The organism is Brevibacillus sp. JB24b, from assembly GCF_051713385.1.
GTDB classification, from domain to species: Bacteria; Bacillota; Bacilli; order Brevibacillales; family Brevibacillaceae; genus Brevibacillus_B; species Brevibacillus_B laterosporus.
Genome location: NZ_JBNVQV010000001.1, coordinates 3,587,829 through 3,607,291, shown reverse-complemented (window position 1 = coordinate 3,607,291; position 19,463 = coordinate 3,587,829). Strand labels below are relative to the sequence as shown.

Below are 19,463 nucleotides of genomic sequence, written 5' to 3'. Positions count from 1 at the left end.
CAATCAATAATGTTTGGAATGAAATTCGTTATCTTACTAGCATTTTAAGAAATCGTTGGGTATGTCATATCAAAGTGACTACTCAGCGATTTTTTATGTTTATAGATAGAATGCTTGTCTTTTCCTGTTTACAAATGTTTTATGAGGTACACGGTACATGGATGGAGATGCTTAGCTACGCTGTTTGTCCCATATCTTTACAAATATTTGCGAGCGGGATTACTAGGAGAAATGTGTAAACCCCTGTCATTACTGGGCGTAATAATGCTTAGATAAATTTATATATATGCTTTTCTTACTTGTATTCCTGTTTTTAATTCGGATATAATAGAGATAAGCGATTTGGGGCGGTTTAATTTGAGGTGTAATTTGACAACTAAATATAGGAGGTACATTCATTGTCTAAGTTGAATCAAAGTGTTCTTATCTTTGCCCTGGGCGGAGTTGGCGAAATTGGTAAGAACATGTACGTAGTAGAGACCGATGATGACATCGTTGTTATTGACGCGGGTCTCAAATTCCCAGAGGAGGAAATGCTGGGGATCGATATGGTAATCCCCGATATTACCTATTTGGAAGAAAATCGTGATAAAGTACGCGGAATTATTATTACACATGGACATGAAGATCATATTGGAGGACTAAGTTACGTATTGCGTCACCTTAATGTGCCGGTATATGCAACAAAGTTAACGTTAGGTCTGATTGATGTTAAATTGAAGGAAGCGGGTATTCTAAATACAACCACTCGTCACTTGATCAATAGCGATTCAGAAGTAAATCTTGGCAGTACATTAACAGCGACGTTTTTCAGAGTAAATCATAGTATTCCTGATTCAGTCGGTGTATGCTTAGCAACCCCTGAAGGTTATGTCGTCCATACCGGAGATTTTAAGTTTGATCAAACCCCCGTAAACAATCAAAGAGCTGATCTCGGAAAAATGGCGGAAATTGGGGAACGAGGCGTACTCTGCCTGTTATCAGACAGTACGAACGCGGAACGTCCAGGCTTTACTGGATCTGAAAGTTCAGTAGGGAAAGCATTAAAAGAAGTTTTTCATAAAGCGGAGGGGCGAATTATCGTTTCCACGTTTGCATCAAATGTTCATCGTATCCAACAAGTTTTTGATGCTGCTGTTCAATACAATCGTAAAGTAACTTTAGTAGGACGCAGCATGATTAACGTTATTACCATCAGTATGGATTTAGGATATTTACATGTTCCAGAAGGGATAATTGTAGATATCGATGAATGTAATAAACTACCATTAGAACAAGTAGTTATTCTGTCAACAGGAAGTCAGGGAGAGCCTATGTCAGCGCTTACCCGTATTGCCCGATCCGCCCATCGGAAGATTGACATGATGCCTGGAGACACAGTAATCATAGCAGCAACACCAATTCCAGGGAACGAGAAATACGTTTCCCGAACCATCGATCACCTATGCCGAGCAGGTGCAGAAGTCATTTATGGAGGACATGGGCCAAATGGTACCGTTCACGTATCTGGACACGGGAGCCAGGAAGAGCTACGTTTAATGCTTAACCTGATGAAACCTAAATACTTTATCCCGATTCACGGGGAGTATCGTATGCAGCGTATGCATGCAATACTTGCTGAACAGGTGGGAGTAGCATCTGAGAATATCTTCTTACTCGATAATGGAGATACCGTGGAAATTGCAAAGGGTCAGGCAAGATACGGTCCTAAAGTGCATGCAGGCAACGTTCTTATTGACGGACTGGGCGTAGGCGATGTAGGTAACATCGTTCTACGTGATCGCAAATTATTATCCCAAGATGGAATTCTGGTTGTTGTCGTTACCCTCAGTAAACAACATGGTACTATCGTGTCTGGACCTGATATCATCTCTCGTGGCTTCGTATATGTACGTGAGTCGGAAGAATTGATGGAAGAGGCAAATCGTATCGTAGCCCAAACTCTGCAAAAATGTATGGATGAAAAAGTAAATGAATGGTCATCGCTGAAAAATAATGTAAAAGATACACTTGGACGTTATTTATACGAACAAACACGTAGAAGACCAATGATTTTACCTATCATCATGGAAGTGTAATTCCAAACATGACTATAGAGAGTCGGAAATCCTTGTACAGCAAGGTTTTTCGGCTTTTTGTTTTGAAAAAGGTATTTTAACAGCTTCAAAATAAAAAAGAAAGTAATGGGTCATGATACAAGGAAATGGAAGAGTTTAAAACCAGATTTGATGTAGGGAGTAAGTATGATCGTCTGAATTCCTATGAGCAGAGAAAAATCATGATAACAAATACACACAAGCTATTTTCGGATAGTGGAGGGGATATTTTACTACATAAAGTCAAAATCCCAAATAAATAGGTACAAATGATAAATGACTGTTATGATTGCTAGTTAACCTGACTCTATATCATCAGGCTGCGGTGGACATATAATGCTATATTAATTATTATATACAGAATATTTATATAATGTAAATATATTACAAGAATAACTTTCATCAACTAAGCTAGTTAGACCTAAGTAATGCACGTATTTTGCATGCAATGGAAGGAATATGTAAAAAGGAAGCTTGTCTGATCCTTTTTGACATCTTTTATAAATAATGAAGGGAGCTGAACAAGGATAAAATGTAATTGTTTGAAGGATTCAATAAGGAGGAGAGAGGGGGTTACTGATGGCTCAGAATGATGATGAAACACAAAGTGATTTACCTAGTAAGCTAGCCAAGCCGGCAAGACGAGCACTCGAAGGGGCAGGGTATTTCCGGCTGGAACAATTTACACTACTAAGTGAAGCCGAGGTGATGAAGCTACATGGTATGGGTCCAAAAGCAATGGATCAAATCCGTCACGCTTTAGCTGACAAGGGTTTATCATTTGCCAAAGAGATTTGAGCTGTGGATACATTTGGCTTCGATTCATTAGAAATAGGCTCATTGTACGGCTATCAAGATCTCAACCTCAGCTTAAAAGATTTTTAATACAACAAACAAGGGGGACTGTGAGGTTTGTTGGTATGAAATGATACAGTTTAAGCTGAAAAATTAGTTGTTGCTAGTGTAAGGAAAATGAGTTTATTTCCCTTTTTGCTCAGTGCAAATTAGTAAGTGCCTGCGGGCATTTAAAAACATAAAATCTAAGCCTACTTATGCTAATTCATTAGTAGGCCTAGGTCATTTTGCAGAATGCTGATATTCAAAACTATATGATTTGATATGTCCTCATATAGGATGATTACATTTTTAAGTATGGGCATATTCGCGCAAAAACAATTGCGGATACTCTGTGACGATTCCGTCAGTATCTACCTTGATATTTTCTGTAAAACTACCACTTTGATAGGTAAAAATCGATTCAGAATGATTTGTTTTCATCAGAGTATAGGTCTGTTTTACCTGACGATAACATAAATTAGGTACCGATATGTAAACTACAGAGATTTCCTGTTGAGTAGAGAGGGTATACTCTAAGCGATTGATAGGGAGTGTATTGGTAAATGGGGTACAGGATATGTCGATATCAATACATCCTGCTAAAGCGGAGATGACCTTTCCTTGCGCATCTCGCCATTCTCCTCTACCATTAGAGGTCAGTATCAGGGATTGTTCTTTGCCAATACACTGTATTGTTACTTTGCGGACAATCCAATTCGCGTCTAGAATAATTTGATATTGTACACGAAAAATTGCTCCCTCGTCAGACTTTTCAATTACTAAGCTGTCAACCGTTATCTGGTGATCGTCTTTTACTAATTGTAAATGTTCATAGCCACTTCCAATGCTCGGTCTCCAAAAAATATCTGTTGCAGTTGCCATAACACGTCCTCCTATGACCTGATTCACTACCTTTTCCTTTAAGAATACAGGTAAAACGAGCAAATCTCAGAGATTGATATTTTAGTTTGATTTATCTATCTTTTTAGAATTGTACCATTAAATAGATGGTATTGAAAAATCTTAGGCCTATTTTCTTTTTTATCTACGCACGTTCATTTTCTGTGTAATTTCATGTACTGAATTTATTCGAAATTCTAACCTGTAAAAAGCTAAGATGTAAGAATGTGGATCGAAAGGGAAATGAATAAATAATAGACAAAAAATGGAATTTTCTGTTATAATCCAAACACATTTAGGTTTTAGTGGTGCTTTATTCACAGGTAATAGTTTTAACTGATTTCCGTGTGCATTCTGTAGAAAAAACTGAATTGGGAGTAACAGCCTTTATTATAGGAGGGAAGCAAATGGCAAAGGCACTATACATCAGTATGTTGGGAGAAGGTCATGTAAATCCAACGTTAGGGCTAGTAACTGACTTAGTAAAGCGTGGGGAGCATATTGTCTATTATTCGTCCAATCATTTTCAAGAGAAAATTGAACAAACAGGAGCTATATTTCGGCCTGTGGATCAAAGAGCACAAGAAAAACTTCAAGAAATTAGTGATCTTCTGAATTCACAGCCCGAGGAGTTTTTCCTGCAATTTCTACATGCCATGGAAATGATAACGGATACCATACTGAACGAAATTACGAATGAGACATATGACTATCTCTTATACGATGCACAAACGATGGTAGGTACCTGGATTGCTCACCAATGTAAGTTATTATCCATTGCTACTTGGACTACATTTGCATTTTCAAATGATCCTCATGAAAATATGACACTAACAGACTCAGATGATGAAAAAGGGAAGCTAGAGAGGCTGGCTACGCTTCAAAATTTTTTACAATTTGAAAAAACACAAGAACGTAAAAAGCAATTAGAAAGCAAATATAAAGTTCCATTCCCGGGATTTTTTTTATCGAATCCTGGACCAGTTGATTTAAATATTGTGTTCACTTCTTCTTATTTCCAGAGAAATAGTGAGCAATTTAAGGACAACTATATTTTTGTAGGTCCCTCATTGCCAAATAGTAATCACCTTGATGATTTTCCTATTGATGAATTAGAAGGGGAACAAGTCATCTTCATCTCTATGGGAACTATCGTAAACCAACAGCTTGAGCTTTATCAAAAATGCTTTACGGCTTTAAAAGACGTAGAGGGTAAGGTAGTACTTAGCATTGGGAAGAATATAACAATGGAAGAATTAGGGGATATACCGGATAACTTTATTGTGCGTCATTATGTTCCTCAAATAGATGTATTACGTCAAACGAATGTGTTTATTAGCCATTGCGGTATGAATAGCATAAATGAATCACTTTATTTTGAAGTACCAATAGTTATGCTTCCCATTATGAATGATCAACCTACGATAGCAAAACGGGTGAAGGAACTTGGAGCAGGGGTTCTGTTAGATTTTCAAAATCTATCAGCCGAGGATATTAAACAAGCTGTTCATGAGGTTTTAGAAAATCCAATTTATCAGGAAAAGGCAAAAAAAATCAGTCAGTCATTTCATAAGTCTGGAGGACGTGAAAGGGCAGCGGATGAAGTGTTCAAATTTACTCGTACCATAACAAAAAGGTAATTTATTTGTAACCGATGTAGAATGGAATTTTGGACAGGAGGGATAGCTAAATCAACTGGCTAGATCGAAACGATTTAATCAGCATTCTGATCAGTACGTCTTATTCGAGATGGAACTAAAAGACTTATTAATCAGACTTATAGGGATCATTTTAATGACATGCGAGCATTGAAAGCGACAGAAGTGGTTAAGGGTGAATAAATGTAGAAGTCATGCAGGTAGTCTAATCATTTCTTCTTAAAGAGGCATAAAATATATGGCCTGTGGGAACAGGGATACAGTATGAACGACCTGTCAAGATTTCGTTGATGGGTCGTTGTTTTTAGAATAAGAAGTTAACCTGGAAAAGTAATAATAAAAGCCCATATTGTTAATGCTGTTATTTTATATGAATAAAAAAGTACTCATAGTGGTGGCATTGTAGATTTCCTAGTTTTACTTATCATTTTTTAATTTTACTGAAGGAGTACAAAACAAGCATCACATGTGATATACTGTCCTTTTTGTGTCATGGTAAAAAGAAGGAATGGTTCTGTACATAAAGGAGAGACTTGTATGAGAAAAGCAAGAGGGTATATTTTGATGATAGTAGCAATACTTCATTGCGTTACGTTCGGTGCAAATTCCGTCTGGGCAGAATCTACTAAGCAGGTTGATGTAATTGTCGACACCAAACTGCTTAGAAGTGTCGGAGAAGTTATCAAGGGAACTACATTTGTAACATTAGATACGTTACGCAATGATTTCCGATTTCATGTATACTATGAGCCCCAAACAAAACGTATTTCAATCTTATCCTCAAAAAAGGAAATCGTAATGAAGGTAGATGAAAATGCCTATCTCGTAAATGGACATAAGCTGTTTATGGAGGAAGCCCCTCGAATCAAAGACTCTTCCATACTGGTACCTTTACGGGTTATTTGTGAAAACATGGGATACTCTGTTTCACAGGATTCCTTTACGAAAGCTGTACGCACTCATTTTGTATCCGAAAATAACCTACAATTCGAGAATAAAGAACTGGAAATTAACAGAAATAATACAAACGTATCGATACAATATCCGCAATTAAATTGGCTTTCTTCCAATGTAGAAATTCAACGGAACATAAACGATCAGCTAGAAAAGGTTGCACTTGAAACCTTTGAAATGGGTTCTCAAGCTTCTATGGAGATCAGAGAGGGTGAAAATCCTTATGATTACTCACTTGATTACGAGATTACCTATAATCAAAACGGATTAATTAGCATCGTTTTTGATCAGTATACATATACGGGTGGAGCACACGGAATGGTTGATCGGGTTGCATATACAATCGATATCAAAACAGGTAAAATTCTTTCGCTGCAAGACCTTCTCAAAGAAAACCCTGATTATGAAGCAGAGATTACACAACAAATAAAGAAACAATTTCAACAAAAATATGGATATTTACTAACACCGTTCGAAACGATTAATGAGCAACAAGCGTTTTATATCAAAGGAGATTCAGTAATCATTTATTTTGGGCTATATGAATATACTCCTTATTCTGCAGGGATTCCTGAATTTCCTCTTCCACTTTCTTCCCTTTTAAAAGGATCAACGGTTTCTAGATAGCAGATATTTGCCTATCTTACAAAAATGTAATATTGATGAAAGGATATTCAATGTTACATTGGCTAAAACTCCCTTATACTGATCGCAAGAGAATTAGTATAGAGGAGAATGAAAATGAAGAAGGCAATTATTGGGATTTTAGTTTTCTTGATCGTTTTAGGCGGCTTGTATTATCTTTTTGAAGACAATCGATTCAAAAAAATAGGTGCAGACATTTATTATGTTCAGATTATTGGAGACGGTAAACAAGTGTCAAATACAGATTTGTACGAGTATACGTTAACTGGATATGATAAAGATGGAATGGAAAAGACGATCACATTTAATGGTTTGAAACAATTGCGTCAAAAGGCATATCTTAAAGTGTATGTGAAGCCTGATCAAGTAGTTTCCTATACTGAGGTACAAATATCAGAGATTCCTGCTAAGGCAAGCGAAAAATTAAATAAAGGCTTAGAGAGTAAATAGACGATAAAAACACTCCTGTCATGGATGATTGGCTGAATTTGCCATCAAATATGAAAGGGGTGTTTTTTTACAAGGATTTGACTCATGTGAAACAATTTTATCAGCAGGCTAGCATTTCCATCAATGCATGATTTCGGTATGGCTTACCCATACTAAAACCAGCATAAAGGAGGTCGTTAGCCAGATGGATTCTAAAGATTATTTACGTAAGCCGCCATTTACAATGAATAGGATCAATAATGAGGAGAGTCCACAAACACCTCAGGTACAACCAGAACGATCACGGTCACAAGAGCAACCAGAGACAACAGCACCTCAGCAGGAGCCTTCAGAGGAGGCTAAAAAACGTTTAATAGACAATATTACTCAACTTGGTCAGACTAACGTACCCCAATTAGAAAGCAATATTTACTGCCTGACTATTATTGGGCAAATAGAGGGCCATATTCAATTACCACCTCAAAATAAAACAACAAAATATGAACATATCATTCCTCAATTGGTGGCGGCAGAACAGAACCAAAAGGTTGAGGGAGTTATGGTTATCCTAAATACAGTGGGTGGAGATGTTGAAGCAGGTCTTGCTTTGGCCGAGATGATTTCATCTTTATCCAAGCCTGTGGTTACCCTCGTGCTTGGCGGGGGGCATTCTATCGGTGTACCAATATCTGTTGCCGGTAATTACTCCTATATTGCTGAGACAGCGACAATGACTATTCATCCAATTCGGTTAACAGGTCTTGTTATTGGAGTACCGCAAACCTTCGAGTATCTTGATAAAATGCAGGATCGTGTAGTTTCATTTGTTGCTCGTAATTCTGATATTACAGAGGAGAAATTCCGTGATCTTATGTTACGTACAGGCGAATTAAGTCGTGATATTGGTACCAATGTAATTGGTTCTGATGCGGTGAAATATGGTTTAATTAATGAAGTAGGCGGACTTGGTAAAGCTTTAAAGAAGCTGAATGAACTTATTGAGGAAAGACGGAATAAAGAAGGTGTGTTTCAATGATAATATACTCTACTATGCCAATGGAGCTCATATTTGCTAACCAGGAACAGGTAGAAAAACAGCAGATTCAAGAAATTCAAATGGGAGAGGCGGTCATGTTGGTAGAACCCATTAATTCATATGAGGGAAAAATTGTACGTCTCATTAGCCCCAACCCACATGACTATGTCAATCCAGCCTATACACCTGGGCAAATAGTTAAATTCCGTCCTTCATTTGATTAAAAAGGAATTTTGTTAGTAGTTTGTATTTGTAACAATTTCCTGTGGTATACTAATTAAGATAACAAAAACAGCCGGACGCACCAACTCCGGCTGTTTTTGTTCCCTTAAAGCAGGGATTTTCGCTGTTAAAAGGGAATGTTACAAGGGGACTGGAAAAGAAAAAGTAATCATACGTAAAGGAGGCAAGCGTGCCATGAGCAGAAGAAAGAGAAAAACATCTCCATCGGCATGGGCCTCGATCATTAAGCTGGAACTGATTGGTCTTATTATGATCTGTCTCAGTGTGATCGGTCTTTTGGAGAGTGGTTGGTTAGGTCAAAAAGTCCTTTCCTTTTTATTTCGCATGTTTGCAGGATCATGGGATTTTCTGATACCTGTTGCCCTTATTGTCATTTCTGTATATATGATGTTCGTTCGAAAACTCCCCAGAATGAGTCCTAGAATGTTCGGCTTTTTCATCATTTTCATGGGAATTCTGTTATGGGACCATTTGCTGTTATATGAGCTTTTGTCTGGAAATGGACGTTTTGATCAAAATATCATTCAACTAACATGGGAGCGTATTATAGAGGACCAGAAGCAGAAAGTATCAACGGTAAGCGTTGGCGGGGGAATGATAGGAGCTGTCTTATTTACAGTAACCAATGCTTTAATTGGAAAAGTTGGGACAGGGCTTGTTGTTGGTCTCTTCTTTTTGATAGGTATCATGTTTATCTTCCAGCTTTCCTATGTAGATCTTTTCAATGTCATTCGAGGCAAGCTGTCTGCTGGCTATATAAAAACAAAACAATCTGTCAAAGAATCCATGCAGCTATTGCAAGAAGAAAAAGAAAAGAAGAAATCGGAAGAGAAGGTCGGGAATGGATCGAACTTGGAGCATGCCAGTGCAATAGAGGCACCATCGCCATTGATTGTAGATAATAATACCCCTTGGGAAGAGAAAATCGAGAATGAACAAGCAATTGTTTCACCCGTGATAAGAGATTTTACCGAACGAGTCGAGGATACTCTTCCAGAACAGGATATTGCGAATCCACCTCAAAAAGTAGAAACATCCGCCAAGATCACGGTTAAAACAAAGGCTCATTCACAAGGAGAAGATATGCCCGACGTGACGGTGAATTTTCAGACAGAGGATAGTCAGCTTGAAAGCACTTATATAATCCCTGATTTGTCTATGCTTTCAAGACCGAAAAACTCGGCTCAACAAAAAGACGTAGATCATGCTTCAAATGCAGCTAAGCTTGTGCAAACACTGAAAAGCTTTGGTGTAAACGCTATTGTCTCTGAGATCCATCGTGGCCCCGCTGTGACACGTTATGAAGTACAACCTGCAACTGGGGTAAAAGTAAGTCGTATCGTAAGCTTAACCGACGATTTAGCCCTAGCATTAGCAGCAAAAGACATTCGAATTGAGGCTCCTATACCTGGCAAATCAGCCATAGGTATTGAGGTTCCTAATAGTGAAATTTCATTGGTAACACTACGAGAGGTTTTAGAAAGTCCACAATCCAAAGAGTCGGAAGCTAAATTAACTGTAGCTCTAGGACGTGATATCTCAGGAGAGCCGATTTTGGCAGATTTAGCAAAAATGCCCCATTTATTGGTGGCTGGAGCTACGGGAAGCGGTAAATCAGTATGTGTTAATGGGATTATTATGAGTATTTTATTGCGCGCAAAACCGAACGAAGTGAAATTAATGATGATAGATCCGAAAATGGTAGAACTTAATGTTTATAATGGTATACCACATTTACTAGCGCCTGTTGTAACTGACCCCAAACGTGCTTCTGTGGCTCTGAAAAAAGTAGTGGTAGAAATGGAAAGACGTTACAATTTGTTCTCTAAATCTAATTGTCGCAACATAGAAATGTACAACCAGATGGTGAAAACAGCAGAACAAGGGCAACAGACGGCTCCCCTACCTTATATAGTTGTGATAGTAGACGAGTTAGCAGATTTGATGATGGTAGCGCCAGGAGAGGTAGAAGATGCCATTTGTCGACTAGCCCAGATGGCCCGAGCAGCTGGAATTCATCTTTTAATTGCGACTCAACGACCTTCTGTTGACGTCATTACAGGTGTGATAAAAGCGAACATTCCATCGAGAATTGCCTTCGGAGTTTCGTCTATGGCTGATTCACGAACTATTTTAGATATGGGAGGAGCGGAAAAATTACTTGGGCGAGGAGACATGCTGTTCTTACCTATGGGTGCCTCCAAACCAACCCGTGTACAAGGCGCTTTTGTTGGAGATAAGGAAGTAGAAGAGGTTGTATCATTTGTGAAAGAACAACAGGAAGCAAAATACAGTGAAGAGATGATTCCCGAGGAAATAAGCGAGGAGCCACAAATGGTCATGGACGACGAAATGTATGATCAGGCCGTTCAGGTTGTTGCAGAAGCACAGACGGCATCTGCCTCTCTATTGCAAAGAAGACTGCGTGTTGGCTATACGAGAGCTGCTCGATTAATAGATATGATGGAGGCTCAGGGAATTGTTGGTCCGTACGAGGGAAGTAAGCCACGTGAGGTACGAATTCCACGCCCATCCACCGAAACACAAATCTCTTAAAAAAGGTTTTTTATGTTAAACATTAAGAAAACTAACATATTCCGAATGATAGAATAAAAAATTCGCTTGCATATCGCTTCTTACATGGGGTAAAATTTCTACGGGCTGGCGAAAATATTGGATTCATGTCGAAAATGGTGGTTTTTTCCTTAAAAGGAATTGGTAGAGAACAGAATAAGCAAGTTATTGTTTTTTATTATTAATTTGCTCTCTCCAAGCTCTTGGATTAACACCCAGATCTGATAGTCTGATATTTTCTTGTCTACATAAAAACTGATAATTGGGGGTATCACAAGCATGAAAAAGATCCTATCTGTTCTTTCCGTGGCAACCCTAAGTCTTTCACTGGTGCTAACTGGTTGCGGTAAAGCTCAACCAACTGAGCCTAGTAAAGAAAGCGCTTCTCCAGGGGCAGAAAAGAAACTTTCTGCAAAAGTTGGTATGGTTACTGACGTTGGTGGTGTTAACGACAACTCCTTTAACCAAAGTGCATGGGAAGCTCTACAGAAGCTAAACAAAGACACAGGCATTGAAACAAACTATGCTCAAAGTAATGGCGATGCTGACTACGTACCAAACTTGAACAACTTTGTTAAGGAAAAATGGGATCTGACATGGGGTATTGGTTTCATGATGGCTGAACCAATCAAAAAAATTGCTGACCAAAACCCAGAATCGAAACTAGCGATCATCGACGCGGAAGTTGATGCTCCAAACGTAGCATCCGTATTGTTCAAAGAGCAAGAGGGAGCTTTCCTCGCGGGTGTTGTTGCTGCTGAAATGTCCAAAACCAAAAAGGTGGGCTTCGTAGGCGGTGTTAAAATTCCGGTTATTGAACGTTTTGAAGCTGGTTTCCTTGCTGGTGTAAAAGCAGCTAATCCGGAAGCTAAAGTAATATCTATCTACACAGGTGCTTTTGATAAACCTGACCAAGGTAAATCTACTGCTTCTGGTATGTATGCTCAAGGTGTAGATATCATCTTCCATGCTTCTGGTGCTACTGGAGACGGTGTATTCAACGAGGCTGCTGACCGTAAGAAAAAAGGCGAAAACGTTTGGGTTATCGGTGTAGACAAAGACCAATCTCTTAACTTTGGTAACGAAATCACTTTGACTTCTATGGTGAAAAAAGTAGACGAAGCTGTTTACAAAGTATCCAAAGACATGGCTGAAGGCAAATGGGAAGGTGGAAAAGTTGTTAACCTAGGTATCGCTGAAGACGGCGTAGGTTTAGCTTCTACTTCTTCTATCAATGTACCAGCTGAAGTTCTGAAAAAAGTTGATGAATTTAAAGCAAAAATCGTTAGTGGCGAAATTAAAGTTCCAGAAAAAGCTGAAAAGTAATTGATCTAGTTATTTTATTTGTTAAAGAAAATAAGCAACAAGGCTAGTTTCATGACTAGCCTTGTTGTTGCCTTGTGCAGAGTTACTTGTGAATTATTACCCAGAAAAACGGGGTGAGTGAAATGAAAGATGTAAAAACTGTTGTAGAAATGCGTGGAATTACGAAGCGCTTTCCAGGAATTATTGCAAATGATAATATTCAACTTAAAGTAAAAAAGGGCGAGATTCACGCGCTCTTAGGTGAAAATGGTGCGGGTAAATCGACTCTAATGAATATTCTATTTGGGTTGTATCAACCTGATGAGGGTGAGATTTTACTTAATGAAACACCGGTGAAAATCACCAGTCCAAACGTTGCTAACGAAATGGGTATTGGAATGGTTCACCAACACTTTATGCTTGTCGAACCGTTTACCGTTACGGAAAATATTATTCTAGGAAAAGAACCAAAAAATGGTTTGAAGATAGATATCAATTCAGCGGCTAAAAAGGTACAAGCACTTTCTGAACAGTATGGGCTCAAGGTTGACCCTTATGCAAAAATTGAAGACATCTCAGTAGGGATGCAACAACGTGTTGAGATTCTAAAAACCTTGTACCGTGGAGCAAATATCCTCATTTTTGACGAACCAACGGCTGTTCTTACACCGCAGGAAATTTCCGAGTTAATTGAGATTATGCGTAATTTGGTTAAAGAAGGCAAAACGATTATCCTGATTACCCATAAGCTAAAAGAGATTATGGCGATTTGTGATAGTGTCACCATTATTCGCCGTGGTAAGACTATCGATTCTCTAGCTATTAAAGATACGAATCCAGATGAATTGGCATCTAAAATGGTGGGGCGTGATGTAACGTTTACCGTAGATAAAAAGCCTGCTGATCCTAAAGAGGCGATTCTATCTGTGAAAAATGTAACAGCAATTGGCAATCGAGGAGTTAATGCCTTAAATAAAATCAGCTTTGATGTGAAGGCTGGAGAAATTCTTGGAATTGCTGGTGTTGACGGTAACGGTCAGTCTGAATTGATTGAAGTGTTAACAGGGCTACGCAAATGTCAAGAAGGCTCAGTTACTTTAAATGGTAAGGATCTAACAAATAAAACTCCGCGTTTTATTTCTGAATCAGGACTTTCTAATATACCGGAAGATCGACATAAGCATGGTTTAGTTCTTGATTTTAACATGGCTGAAAACATTGTTCTTGAGACGTATTTCCACCCTGAGTTTAATAAAAATGGATTCTTGAACTATGAGGCAATCAACAAGCATGCCGAAAATCTAATTGAAGAATTCGATGTACGTACACCAGGGATACATACCCTAGCACGCGCTCTGTCAGGTGGTAACCAACAGAAAGCGATTATTGCTCGTGAAGTGGACAAGAATCCTGATCTGTTGATTGCAGCTCAGCCGACACGTGGGCTGGATGTAGGTGCGATTGAATTTATTCATAAGCGCCTAATTGAACAACGCGATAATGGAAAAGCGGTTTTACTTATTTCGTTTGAGCTGGATGAAATTCGCAACGTTTCCGATCGTATCGCTGTTATTTATGAAGGTGAAATCGTTGGTATTGTTGATCCGAAAACAACGAATGAACAAGAGCTCGGGTTGATGATGTCAGGTGGAAAACGCATGCAAGGAGGCGAACAGGATGAATAATGTATTTAAGATTTTTACAAAGGATTCTTTCATCGTTCCTGTTGTTGCGATTCTGCTTGGACTCATCGTCGGGGCAATTGCGATGCTGGCAGGTGGATTTGATCCACTGTTAGCGTATGGTTCTTTGGTAAAGAAAGTATTTGGTGACGCTTATAATTTCGGTGAAACGATCCGTCAGATAACTCCTTTGATTTTTAGTGGTTTGGCTGTTGCCTTTGCTTTCCGTACAGGACTATTTAACATCGGAGTAGAGGGTCAATTTATGATGGGAATGATTACAGCTGTTTACCTTGGTGTAAAGCTGGACTTACCTGTCTATATTCATGCTCCACTAACCATTATTGTTAGTACAATTGTCGGTGGACTGTGGGCGGCTTTTGCAGGTTGGCTAAAAGCTGCACGTGGTGTCCATGAGGTTATTACGACAATCATGATGAACTGGATTGCCTTGTATTTGGTAAACTTTATTCTGGTTACCACGTTGGTCCCAGAAGGTCAACAGCGTTCCCCAGAAATTAAGGAATCAGCGTCCATTGCAATTGGCTGGCTGTCTCAAATGTTTGAAAGTGCACGTATGCACTGGGGTACGTTACTTGCTCTTGTTTTAGCTGTTCTTTTCTTTGTTGTCCTCTGGAAAACAAAAACGGGCTTTGAACTTCGTGCGACAGGCTTTAACCCGCATGCAGCTCAGTATGCTGGGATGAATGTAAATAACAACGTTGTAAAAGCTATGTTTATTTCAGGTTGTATGGCAGGTATGGGTGGAGCGGCTGAAATTCTTGGAGTGTTCCATTATCAAGCTATTATGGCCGCTCAACCTGGATATGGTTTTGATGGAATCGCGGTAGCTTTAATTGGTGGTAATACTCCAATTGGGGTAGTATTAGGAGCTATTTTATTTGGAATATTGTCCTTTGGAGCAAATGGAATGAAGATGGGAGCGGGCGTACCAGTAGAGTTAATTCGTGTGGTAATTGCTTCGGTAATCTTCTTCGTTGCAGCTCATGGAATTGTTAGATTTATATTAAAACCTGTTTTATCTAAGAAGAATAAGAAGGAGGTGCTGTAAAGATGCAATGGCTAACCATTGGTGGCGATCTATTACATGATACGATCGTATTTTCCACAGCCCTCATTTTCGCGGCACTAGGCGGTGTTATTTCTGAACGTTCCGGGGTAGTTAACATTGCACTGGAAGGTCTCATGGTGATGGGAGCTTTCGTTGGAGCAGTTGTTACTTACTTTATGGAGCCTGCGCCGTACGCACCTTGGATTGGTTTAATCGCAGCAGGTGTTGCTGGTATTATTTTCTCCCTACCGCATGCAGCAGCTTCGATTACTTTTAAATCAAATCAGGTAGTAAGTGGTGTTGCTCTTAACTTCTTGGCAACAGGTTTGGCTGTATATCTTACCAAAATCATTTTTGATGGTGCTGGACAAACCAAAACGTTGAGCGTTGTATTTTCCAAATGGGACATCCCATTTTTAAGTGATATTCCTTTCCTTGGTCGTGCTTTGTTCCAAGCATATCCAACAAGTTATTTGGCATTCATCACAGTTGCAATCGTTTGGTTCATGCTGTTTAAAACTCAGTTTGGGTTGAGACTTCGCTCTGTTGGGGAACATCCACGTGCCGCTGATACAGCTGGTATTAATGTATTTCGTGTTCGTTACATTGCCGTTATGCTGAGTGGAGCTTTAGCAGCGTTGGGTGGAGCAACCGTTGCTTTAACAACAACCTCAAACTTCTCTCACAACACGATTTCTGGTCAAGGTTTTATTGCACTTGCTGCGATGATTTTTGGTAAGTGGCATCCAGTAGGTGCAATGGGAGCAGCTCTTTTCTTCGGATTAGCTCAAGCTGTTAAGACGCTTGTACAAGTATTCGGGCTTACGAAGTACATTCCAGTTGAATTTATCTATATGCTACCATACGTATTGACAATTTTGGTGCTTGCTGGTCTCGTTGGTAAATCACGTGCTCCAAAAGCAAGTGGTGAACCATATGAAACAGGTTCTCGTTAGTAAACGTTATTTATATATTTCTAATCAGAATATACACGTGTGTAATATGTGATGATAGCGAGAAGATAGATGGCCACCTTTCCATTTGGAAGGGTGGTTTTTCTTGTTAGTCTACTTTTTACCAGTAATTATGCATAGATACCTTTTTATTACCTATGGGATAATGGGACAAGTTTGACCTGGATAAGGAGGCTATTTACATGATGAGATTACGAAGGAGTATGAGCCGTTGGATAGTAAGCAGTATGGTGGGTACTGCCTTGTTATCAATTTCTTGGATTAACCCTATGCAAGTACAGGCTGCTTCTGTGCCACGCATTTTCCTAATGGTAGATGGAAAAGGTATAAAAACGGATGTAGAACCACAAATTGTGAATAATCGTATGTTGGTACCGATTCGAGCTGTGTCAGAAGCTACTCAGGCGGAGGTTACCTATCAGGCATCTACCAAGCAAGTACTTATTAGTACGGAAACAGAAGAATTTACTTATAGGGTGAATCAAAAAACAGCTTGGGGCAACGGGAAAAAGTATAATCTCGATGTTTCTCCAATAGTAAAAGAAGGTCGCATTTTAGTTCCCCTACGTTCGATAAGTGAGTTATTAGGTTATCAGGTAGATTATAATGAACAATCGAAGGTAGCTGTGGTTGCTACTAAAACAACCTCAGCAACTTATACAGTACAAGCAGGGGACTCGCTGTGGTCCATTAGTCAAAAATTCGGTGTTCCCATTTCGTCGATAAAGAAAGAGTCTGGTTTAACAAAGGATGAGATATGGCAGGGAATGAAGCTAACCATTCCAGTGGTTACTATGTATAAACAGACATGGAGCCCATTAGATACAAAAACGAAACAGCAATACATAGGGAACATTGACCAAGCTTTAAATCCTAAACAAAGTGTTTTCCCATTAAAAAAGGGTACTTGGTATGAACAGGTTTACGATACATATGGGGATGGACGGACATGGGGAGCAGACGCTCAAGGTAGAAATCATGAAGGTATTGATATTATGGCTTTTCATGGAGTACCTGTCTTTTCGTCGACGAATGGAGTCATTAATCGCTTAGGATGGAATAACATGGGGGGATGGAGAGTAAATATTACACATTCCTCTGGTAAGTATCGAGTGTACTATGCCCATTTAAGTGCTTTTGCTCCAGGATTAAAAGTGGGGAGTTCGGTTAAAACGGGCCAATTAATTGGTTTCGTAGGCGATACTGGCTATGGATCTAGTGGAACTTCAGGTATGTTTGTGCCTCATTTGCATTTTGGACTGTACAGCAATCAGACAGGCGAAGCTGTTAATCCTTATCCTTTCCTTAAATATCTTGAAACGATAGAAATGGAATCGATTAAGTAAAAAGCTGGTTATACTCATATCCCAAGCATGTAATGGGCACACTAATCTGCGATAAGGAGCATAAGGAGTGTATAAAAATGTGGGAATGTCCATACTGTGGTTTTGCAAATGGTCATGTGTTTTTGGACAGTCAATTACATGGCATTCTATGCTTAAATCCGGACTGTGGTCGCTTTGATTCTAGCGATACTAGTGTAGAAATGCTTGGGGATTGGGATACAAGTGATTTTTAATGAATGTTATTGTCAGAAAGAAGACTGTTGAGTTCAGCTCAGCAGTCTTTTTTTATTGGGATTAGTTATGATGTATAAGTGTACAGTTGAATGGCATACATTTGATGTAATCATTTTGCTGAAAGCTACCTATTTTGGGTAAAATAGAAGATAGGTACGTAAATAAGGAGGGAGACGAATTATATGGCTGAAAAAGCACTGGAAATTGCTTTTACGAAATCTCAGGTAAATGGCATGAATCTACATATTTTACAGACCGAAAAGTTTAAATCAATTACGATGATCGTAAATATTGAACAGGAATTAACTGAGGAATATGCGTCGAAAACCGCTTTGCTTGCCATGGTGTTAAAGCGTGCTACAGCTCGTTTTCCTGAACCCCAAAAGCTTCGTCAGCATCTTGATTATTTGTATGGAGCTATTTTTGACGTAGATGTAGCAAAAAAAGGGGAACGCCAAATTCTACAGCTTTATATGGAGGTTCCTAATGAAAAGTATTTAAGTGGAAACCAGTCTCTAGTTGAAGACGCTATAGAGTTTGTTGGTGATATTCTTACTCGTCCATATTTGGTTAACGACCAGTTTGATAGTACGTATGTGGAAGCAGAGAAAAAATCTTTAACGAAAAAAATTGAAAGCATCGTAAATGATAAAATGAGGTACGCAAATCAACGGATTACGGAAGAAATGTTTAAAGGGGAACCATATGCTACTTCTGCATTTGGTACTATAGCCCATGTAACGAAGATAGATGCCGCTTCGCTTACCGATTATTATCGTCAATTCGTGGAGAATAACCCTCTTGAAATCTTTGTAGTGGGTGATGTGAAGGAGGATGAGATTACCTCTTTATGTAAGAAGCATCTTCAGCTACCTTCCCAACGTAAGAGTAATCTAGACATTCAACAGGTTTCCAAGAAAGTCACGGAACAAAAAGCAATTGTAGATCGTATGGATGTAAATCAGGCTAAATTAAACATAGGATGTCGTTCAAATATTGTTTACAAAGACGACGATTATCCTGCTTTGCTTGTGTATAACGGAATTCTGGGTGGTTTCCCACACTCCAAACTCTTTTTAAATGTACGTGAAAAGGCTAGCTTGGCCTACTATGCAGTGTCTCGTTTGGAAAGCCATAAGGGCGTAGTTATGATGATGTCAGGTATCGATGTAAATAATTATGAAAAAGCTGTCACTATTATAAAAGAACAGATGGCGATGATGGAAAATGGCGAGATCAGTCAAGAAGAGATGGATATGACGAAAGCTACGTTGTATAACCAATTTAAAGAATTGCTTGATAGCGGTAGAATGATGGTGGACTTTGCTTATAACGGGGTCATAAGTGGCAGAGCACGTGATTTACAAACCCTGCTGTCCGAGATTGAAAAAGTGAAGGTACAAGATGTCGTTAACGTAGCTCAAAAGATTGAACTGGATACAATTTATCTATTACGCGATAAGAAGGGTGGGGAATAG

16 protein-coding genes are annotated in these 19,463 nt (G+C 39.0%); 15 read left to right on the top strand and 1 reads right to left on the bottom strand.

The genetic code is table 11. From position 1 onward, the window contains the following. Nucleotides 1-398 precede the first annotated feature (398 nt). Together ACQV1I_RS16790 and ACQV1I_RS16785 are read left to right on the top strand one after the other, a co-directional pair. The gene (locus ACQV1I_RS16790) at nt 399-2,078 is read left to right on the top strand and encodes a ribonuclease J (RefSeq protein WP_018670883.1); all 1,680 of its coding nucleotides are present in this window, start codon (nt 399-401) and stop codon (nt 2,076-2,078) included. Nucleotides 2,079-2,675: 597 nt separating this feature from the next. Then, nucleotides 2,676-2,894: a DNA-binding protein gene (locus ACQV1I_RS16785; RefSeq protein WP_116333336.1), complete on the top strand. Its 219-nt coding sequence runs from the start codon at nt 2,676-2,678 to the stop codon at nt 2,892-2,894. A gap of 348 nt (nt 2,895-3,242) precedes the next feature. On the opposite strand, the gene ACQV1I_RS16780 is transcribed toward ACQV1I_RS16785, so the two are convergent. Beyond that, the gene (locus tag ACQV1I_RS16780) at nt 3,243-3,815 is read right to left on the bottom strand and encodes a putative glycolipid-binding domain-containing protein (RefSeq protein ID WP_116333335.1); all 573 of its coding nucleotides are present in this window, start codon (nt 3,813-3,815) and stop codon (nt 3,243-3,245) included. Between the two features lie 425 nt (nt 3,816-4,240). Here ACQV1I_RS16780 and ACQV1I_RS16775 point away from each other — a divergent pair, with 425 nt between their 5' ends. From ACQV1I_RS16775 to yfmF, 13 genes are all read left to right on the top strand, one after another. After that, complete coding sequence (locus ACQV1I_RS16775) at nt 4,241-5,473, top strand: macrolide family glycosyltransferase (protein WP_116333334.1); 1,233 nt, start codon at nt 4,241-4,243, stop codon at nt 5,471-5,473. A gap of 555 nt (nt 5,474-6,028) precedes the next feature. Next, complete coding sequence (locus ACQV1I_RS16770) at nt 6,029-7,072, top strand: PdaC/SigV domain-containing protein (protein WP_236645706.1); 1,044 nt, start codon at nt 6,029-6,031, stop codon at nt 7,070-7,072. Between the two features lie 114 nt (nt 7,073-7,186). Then, entirely contained in the window at nt 7,187-7,540 is a 354-nt protein-coding gene (locus ACQV1I_RS16765; RefSeq protein ID WP_094699349.1) for a YxeA family protein, read from the top strand. Between the two features lie 184 nt (nt 7,541-7,724). Then, a complete protein-coding gene (locus ACQV1I_RS16760) occupies nt 7,725-8,555 on the top strand; it encodes a ClpP family protease (RefSeq protein WP_116333333.1) in 831 nt (276 codons plus the stop codon). Then, on the top strand, nt 8,552-8,779 hold the full coding sequence (locus ACQV1I_RS16755; protein ID WP_094699347.1) for a YlzJ-like family protein: 228 nt from the start codon (nt 8,552-8,554) through the stop codon (nt 8,777-8,779). Before ACQV1I_RS16760 ends, ACQV1I_RS16755 begins: the two co-directional genes overlap by 4 nt. 193 nt (nt 8,780-8,972) lie before the next feature. Beyond that, complete coding sequence (locus tag ACQV1I_RS16750; protein WP_328207681.1) at nt 8,973-11,354, top strand: FtsK/SpoIIIE family DNA translocase; 2,382 nt, start codon at nt 8,973-8,975, stop codon at nt 11,352-11,354. 297 nt (nt 11,355-11,651) lie between these two features. Beyond that, nucleotides 11,652-12,698, top strand: a complete 1,047-nt coding sequence (locus ACQV1I_RS16745; protein ID WP_116333331.1) for a BMP family lipoprotein — start codon at nt 11,652-11,654, stop codon at nt 12,696-12,698. Between the two features lie 122 nt (nt 12,699-12,820). After that, nucleotides 12,821-14,362: an ABC transporter ATP-binding protein gene (locus tag ACQV1I_RS16740; RefSeq protein WP_116333330.1), complete on the top strand. Its 1,542-nt coding sequence runs from the start codon at nt 12,821-12,823 to the stop codon at nt 14,360-14,362. Further along, on the top strand, nt 14,355-15,431 hold the full coding sequence (locus ACQV1I_RS16735) for an ABC transporter permease (RefSeq protein WP_094699343.1): 1,077 nt from the start codon (nt 14,355-14,357) through the stop codon (nt 15,429-15,431). The genes ACQV1I_RS16740 and ACQV1I_RS16735 overlap by 8 nt, the downstream gene beginning before the upstream one ends. Before the next feature lie 2 nt (nt 15,432-15,433). Next, nucleotides 15,434-16,387, top strand: a complete 954-nt coding sequence (locus ACQV1I_RS16730) for an ABC transporter permease (protein ID WP_018670896.1) — start codon at nt 15,434-15,436, stop codon at nt 16,385-16,387. Between the two features lie 200 nt (nt 16,388-16,587). Next, nucleotides 16,588-17,751: a stalk domain-containing protein gene (locus tag ACQV1I_RS16725; protein ID WP_116333329.1), complete on the top strand. Its 1,164-nt coding sequence runs from the start codon at nt 16,588-16,590 to the stop codon at nt 17,749-17,751. Nucleotides 17,752-17,828: 77 nt separating this feature from the next. After that, on the top strand, nt 17,829-17,984 hold the full coding sequence (locus ACQV1I_RS16720; protein ID WP_018670898.1) for a hypothetical protein: 156 nt from the start codon (nt 17,829-17,831) through the stop codon (nt 17,982-17,984). Nucleotides 17,985-18,167: 183 nt separating this feature from the next. Then, nucleotides 18,168-19,463: an EF-P 5-aminopentanol modification-associated protein YfmF gene (gene yfmF / locus ACQV1I_RS16715; protein WP_116333328.1), complete on the top strand. Its 1,296-nt coding sequence runs from the start codon at nt 18,168-18,170 to the stop codon at nt 19,461-19,463.

Excerpts from the sequence above, each read along its gene's own strand:
- ACQV1I_RS16785 (WP_116333336.1), top strand. The coding sequence starts at position 2,676 with ATGGCTCAGAATGATGATGAAACACAAAGTGATTTACCTAGTAAGCTA.
- ACQV1I_RS16780 (WP_116333335.1), bottom strand. The coding sequence starts at position 3,815 with ATGGCAACTGCAACAGATATTTTTTGGAGACCGAGCATTGGAAGTGGC.
- ACQV1I_RS16775 (WP_116333334.1), top strand. The coding sequence starts at position 4,241 with ATGGCAAAGGCACTATACATCAGTATGTTGGGAGAAGGTCATGTAAAT.
- ACQV1I_RS16770 (WP_236645706.1), top strand. The coding sequence starts at position 6,029 with ATGAGAAAAGCAAGAGGGTATATTTTGATGATAGTAGCAATACTTCAT.
- ACQV1I_RS16765 (WP_094699349.1), top strand. The coding sequence starts at position 7,187 with ATGAAGAAGGCAATTATTGGGATTTTAGTTTTCTTGATCGTTTTAGGC.
- ACQV1I_RS16760 (WP_116333333.1), top strand. The coding sequence starts at position 7,725 with ATGGATTCTAAAGATTATTTACGTAAGCCGCCATTTACAATGAATAGG.
- ACQV1I_RS16755 (WP_094699347.1), top strand. The coding sequence starts at position 8,552 with ATGATAATATACTCTACTATGCCAATGGAGCTCATATTTGCTAACCAG.
- ACQV1I_RS16750 (WP_328207681.1), top strand. The coding sequence starts at position 8,973 with ATGAGCAGAAGAAAGAGAAAAACATCTCCATCGGCATGGGCCTCGATC.
- ACQV1I_RS16745 (WP_116333331.1), top strand. The coding sequence starts at position 11,652 with ATGAAAAAGATCCTATCTGTTCTTTCCGTGGCAACCCTAAGTCTTTCA.
- ACQV1I_RS16740 (WP_116333330.1), top strand. The coding sequence starts at position 12,821 with ATGAAAGATGTAAAAACTGTTGTAGAAATGCGTGGAATTACGAAGCGC.
- ACQV1I_RS16735 (WP_094699343.1), top strand. The coding sequence starts at position 14,355 with ATGAATAATGTATTTAAGATTTTTACAAAGGATTCTTTCATCGTTCCT.
- ACQV1I_RS16730 (WP_018670896.1), top strand. The coding sequence starts at position 15,434 with ATGCAATGGCTAACCATTGGTGGCGATCTATTACATGATACGATCGTA.
- ACQV1I_RS16725 (WP_116333329.1), top strand. The coding sequence starts at position 16,588 with ATGATGAGATTACGAAGGAGTATGAGCCGTTGGATAGTAAGCAGTATG.
- ACQV1I_RS16720 (WP_018670898.1), top strand. The coding sequence starts at position 17,829 with ATGTGGGAATGTCCATACTGTGGTTTTGCAAATGGTCATGTGTTTTTG.
- yfmF (WP_116333328.1), top strand. The coding sequence starts at position 18,168 with ATGGCTGAAAAAGCACTGGAAATTGCTTTTACGAAATCTCAGGTAAAT.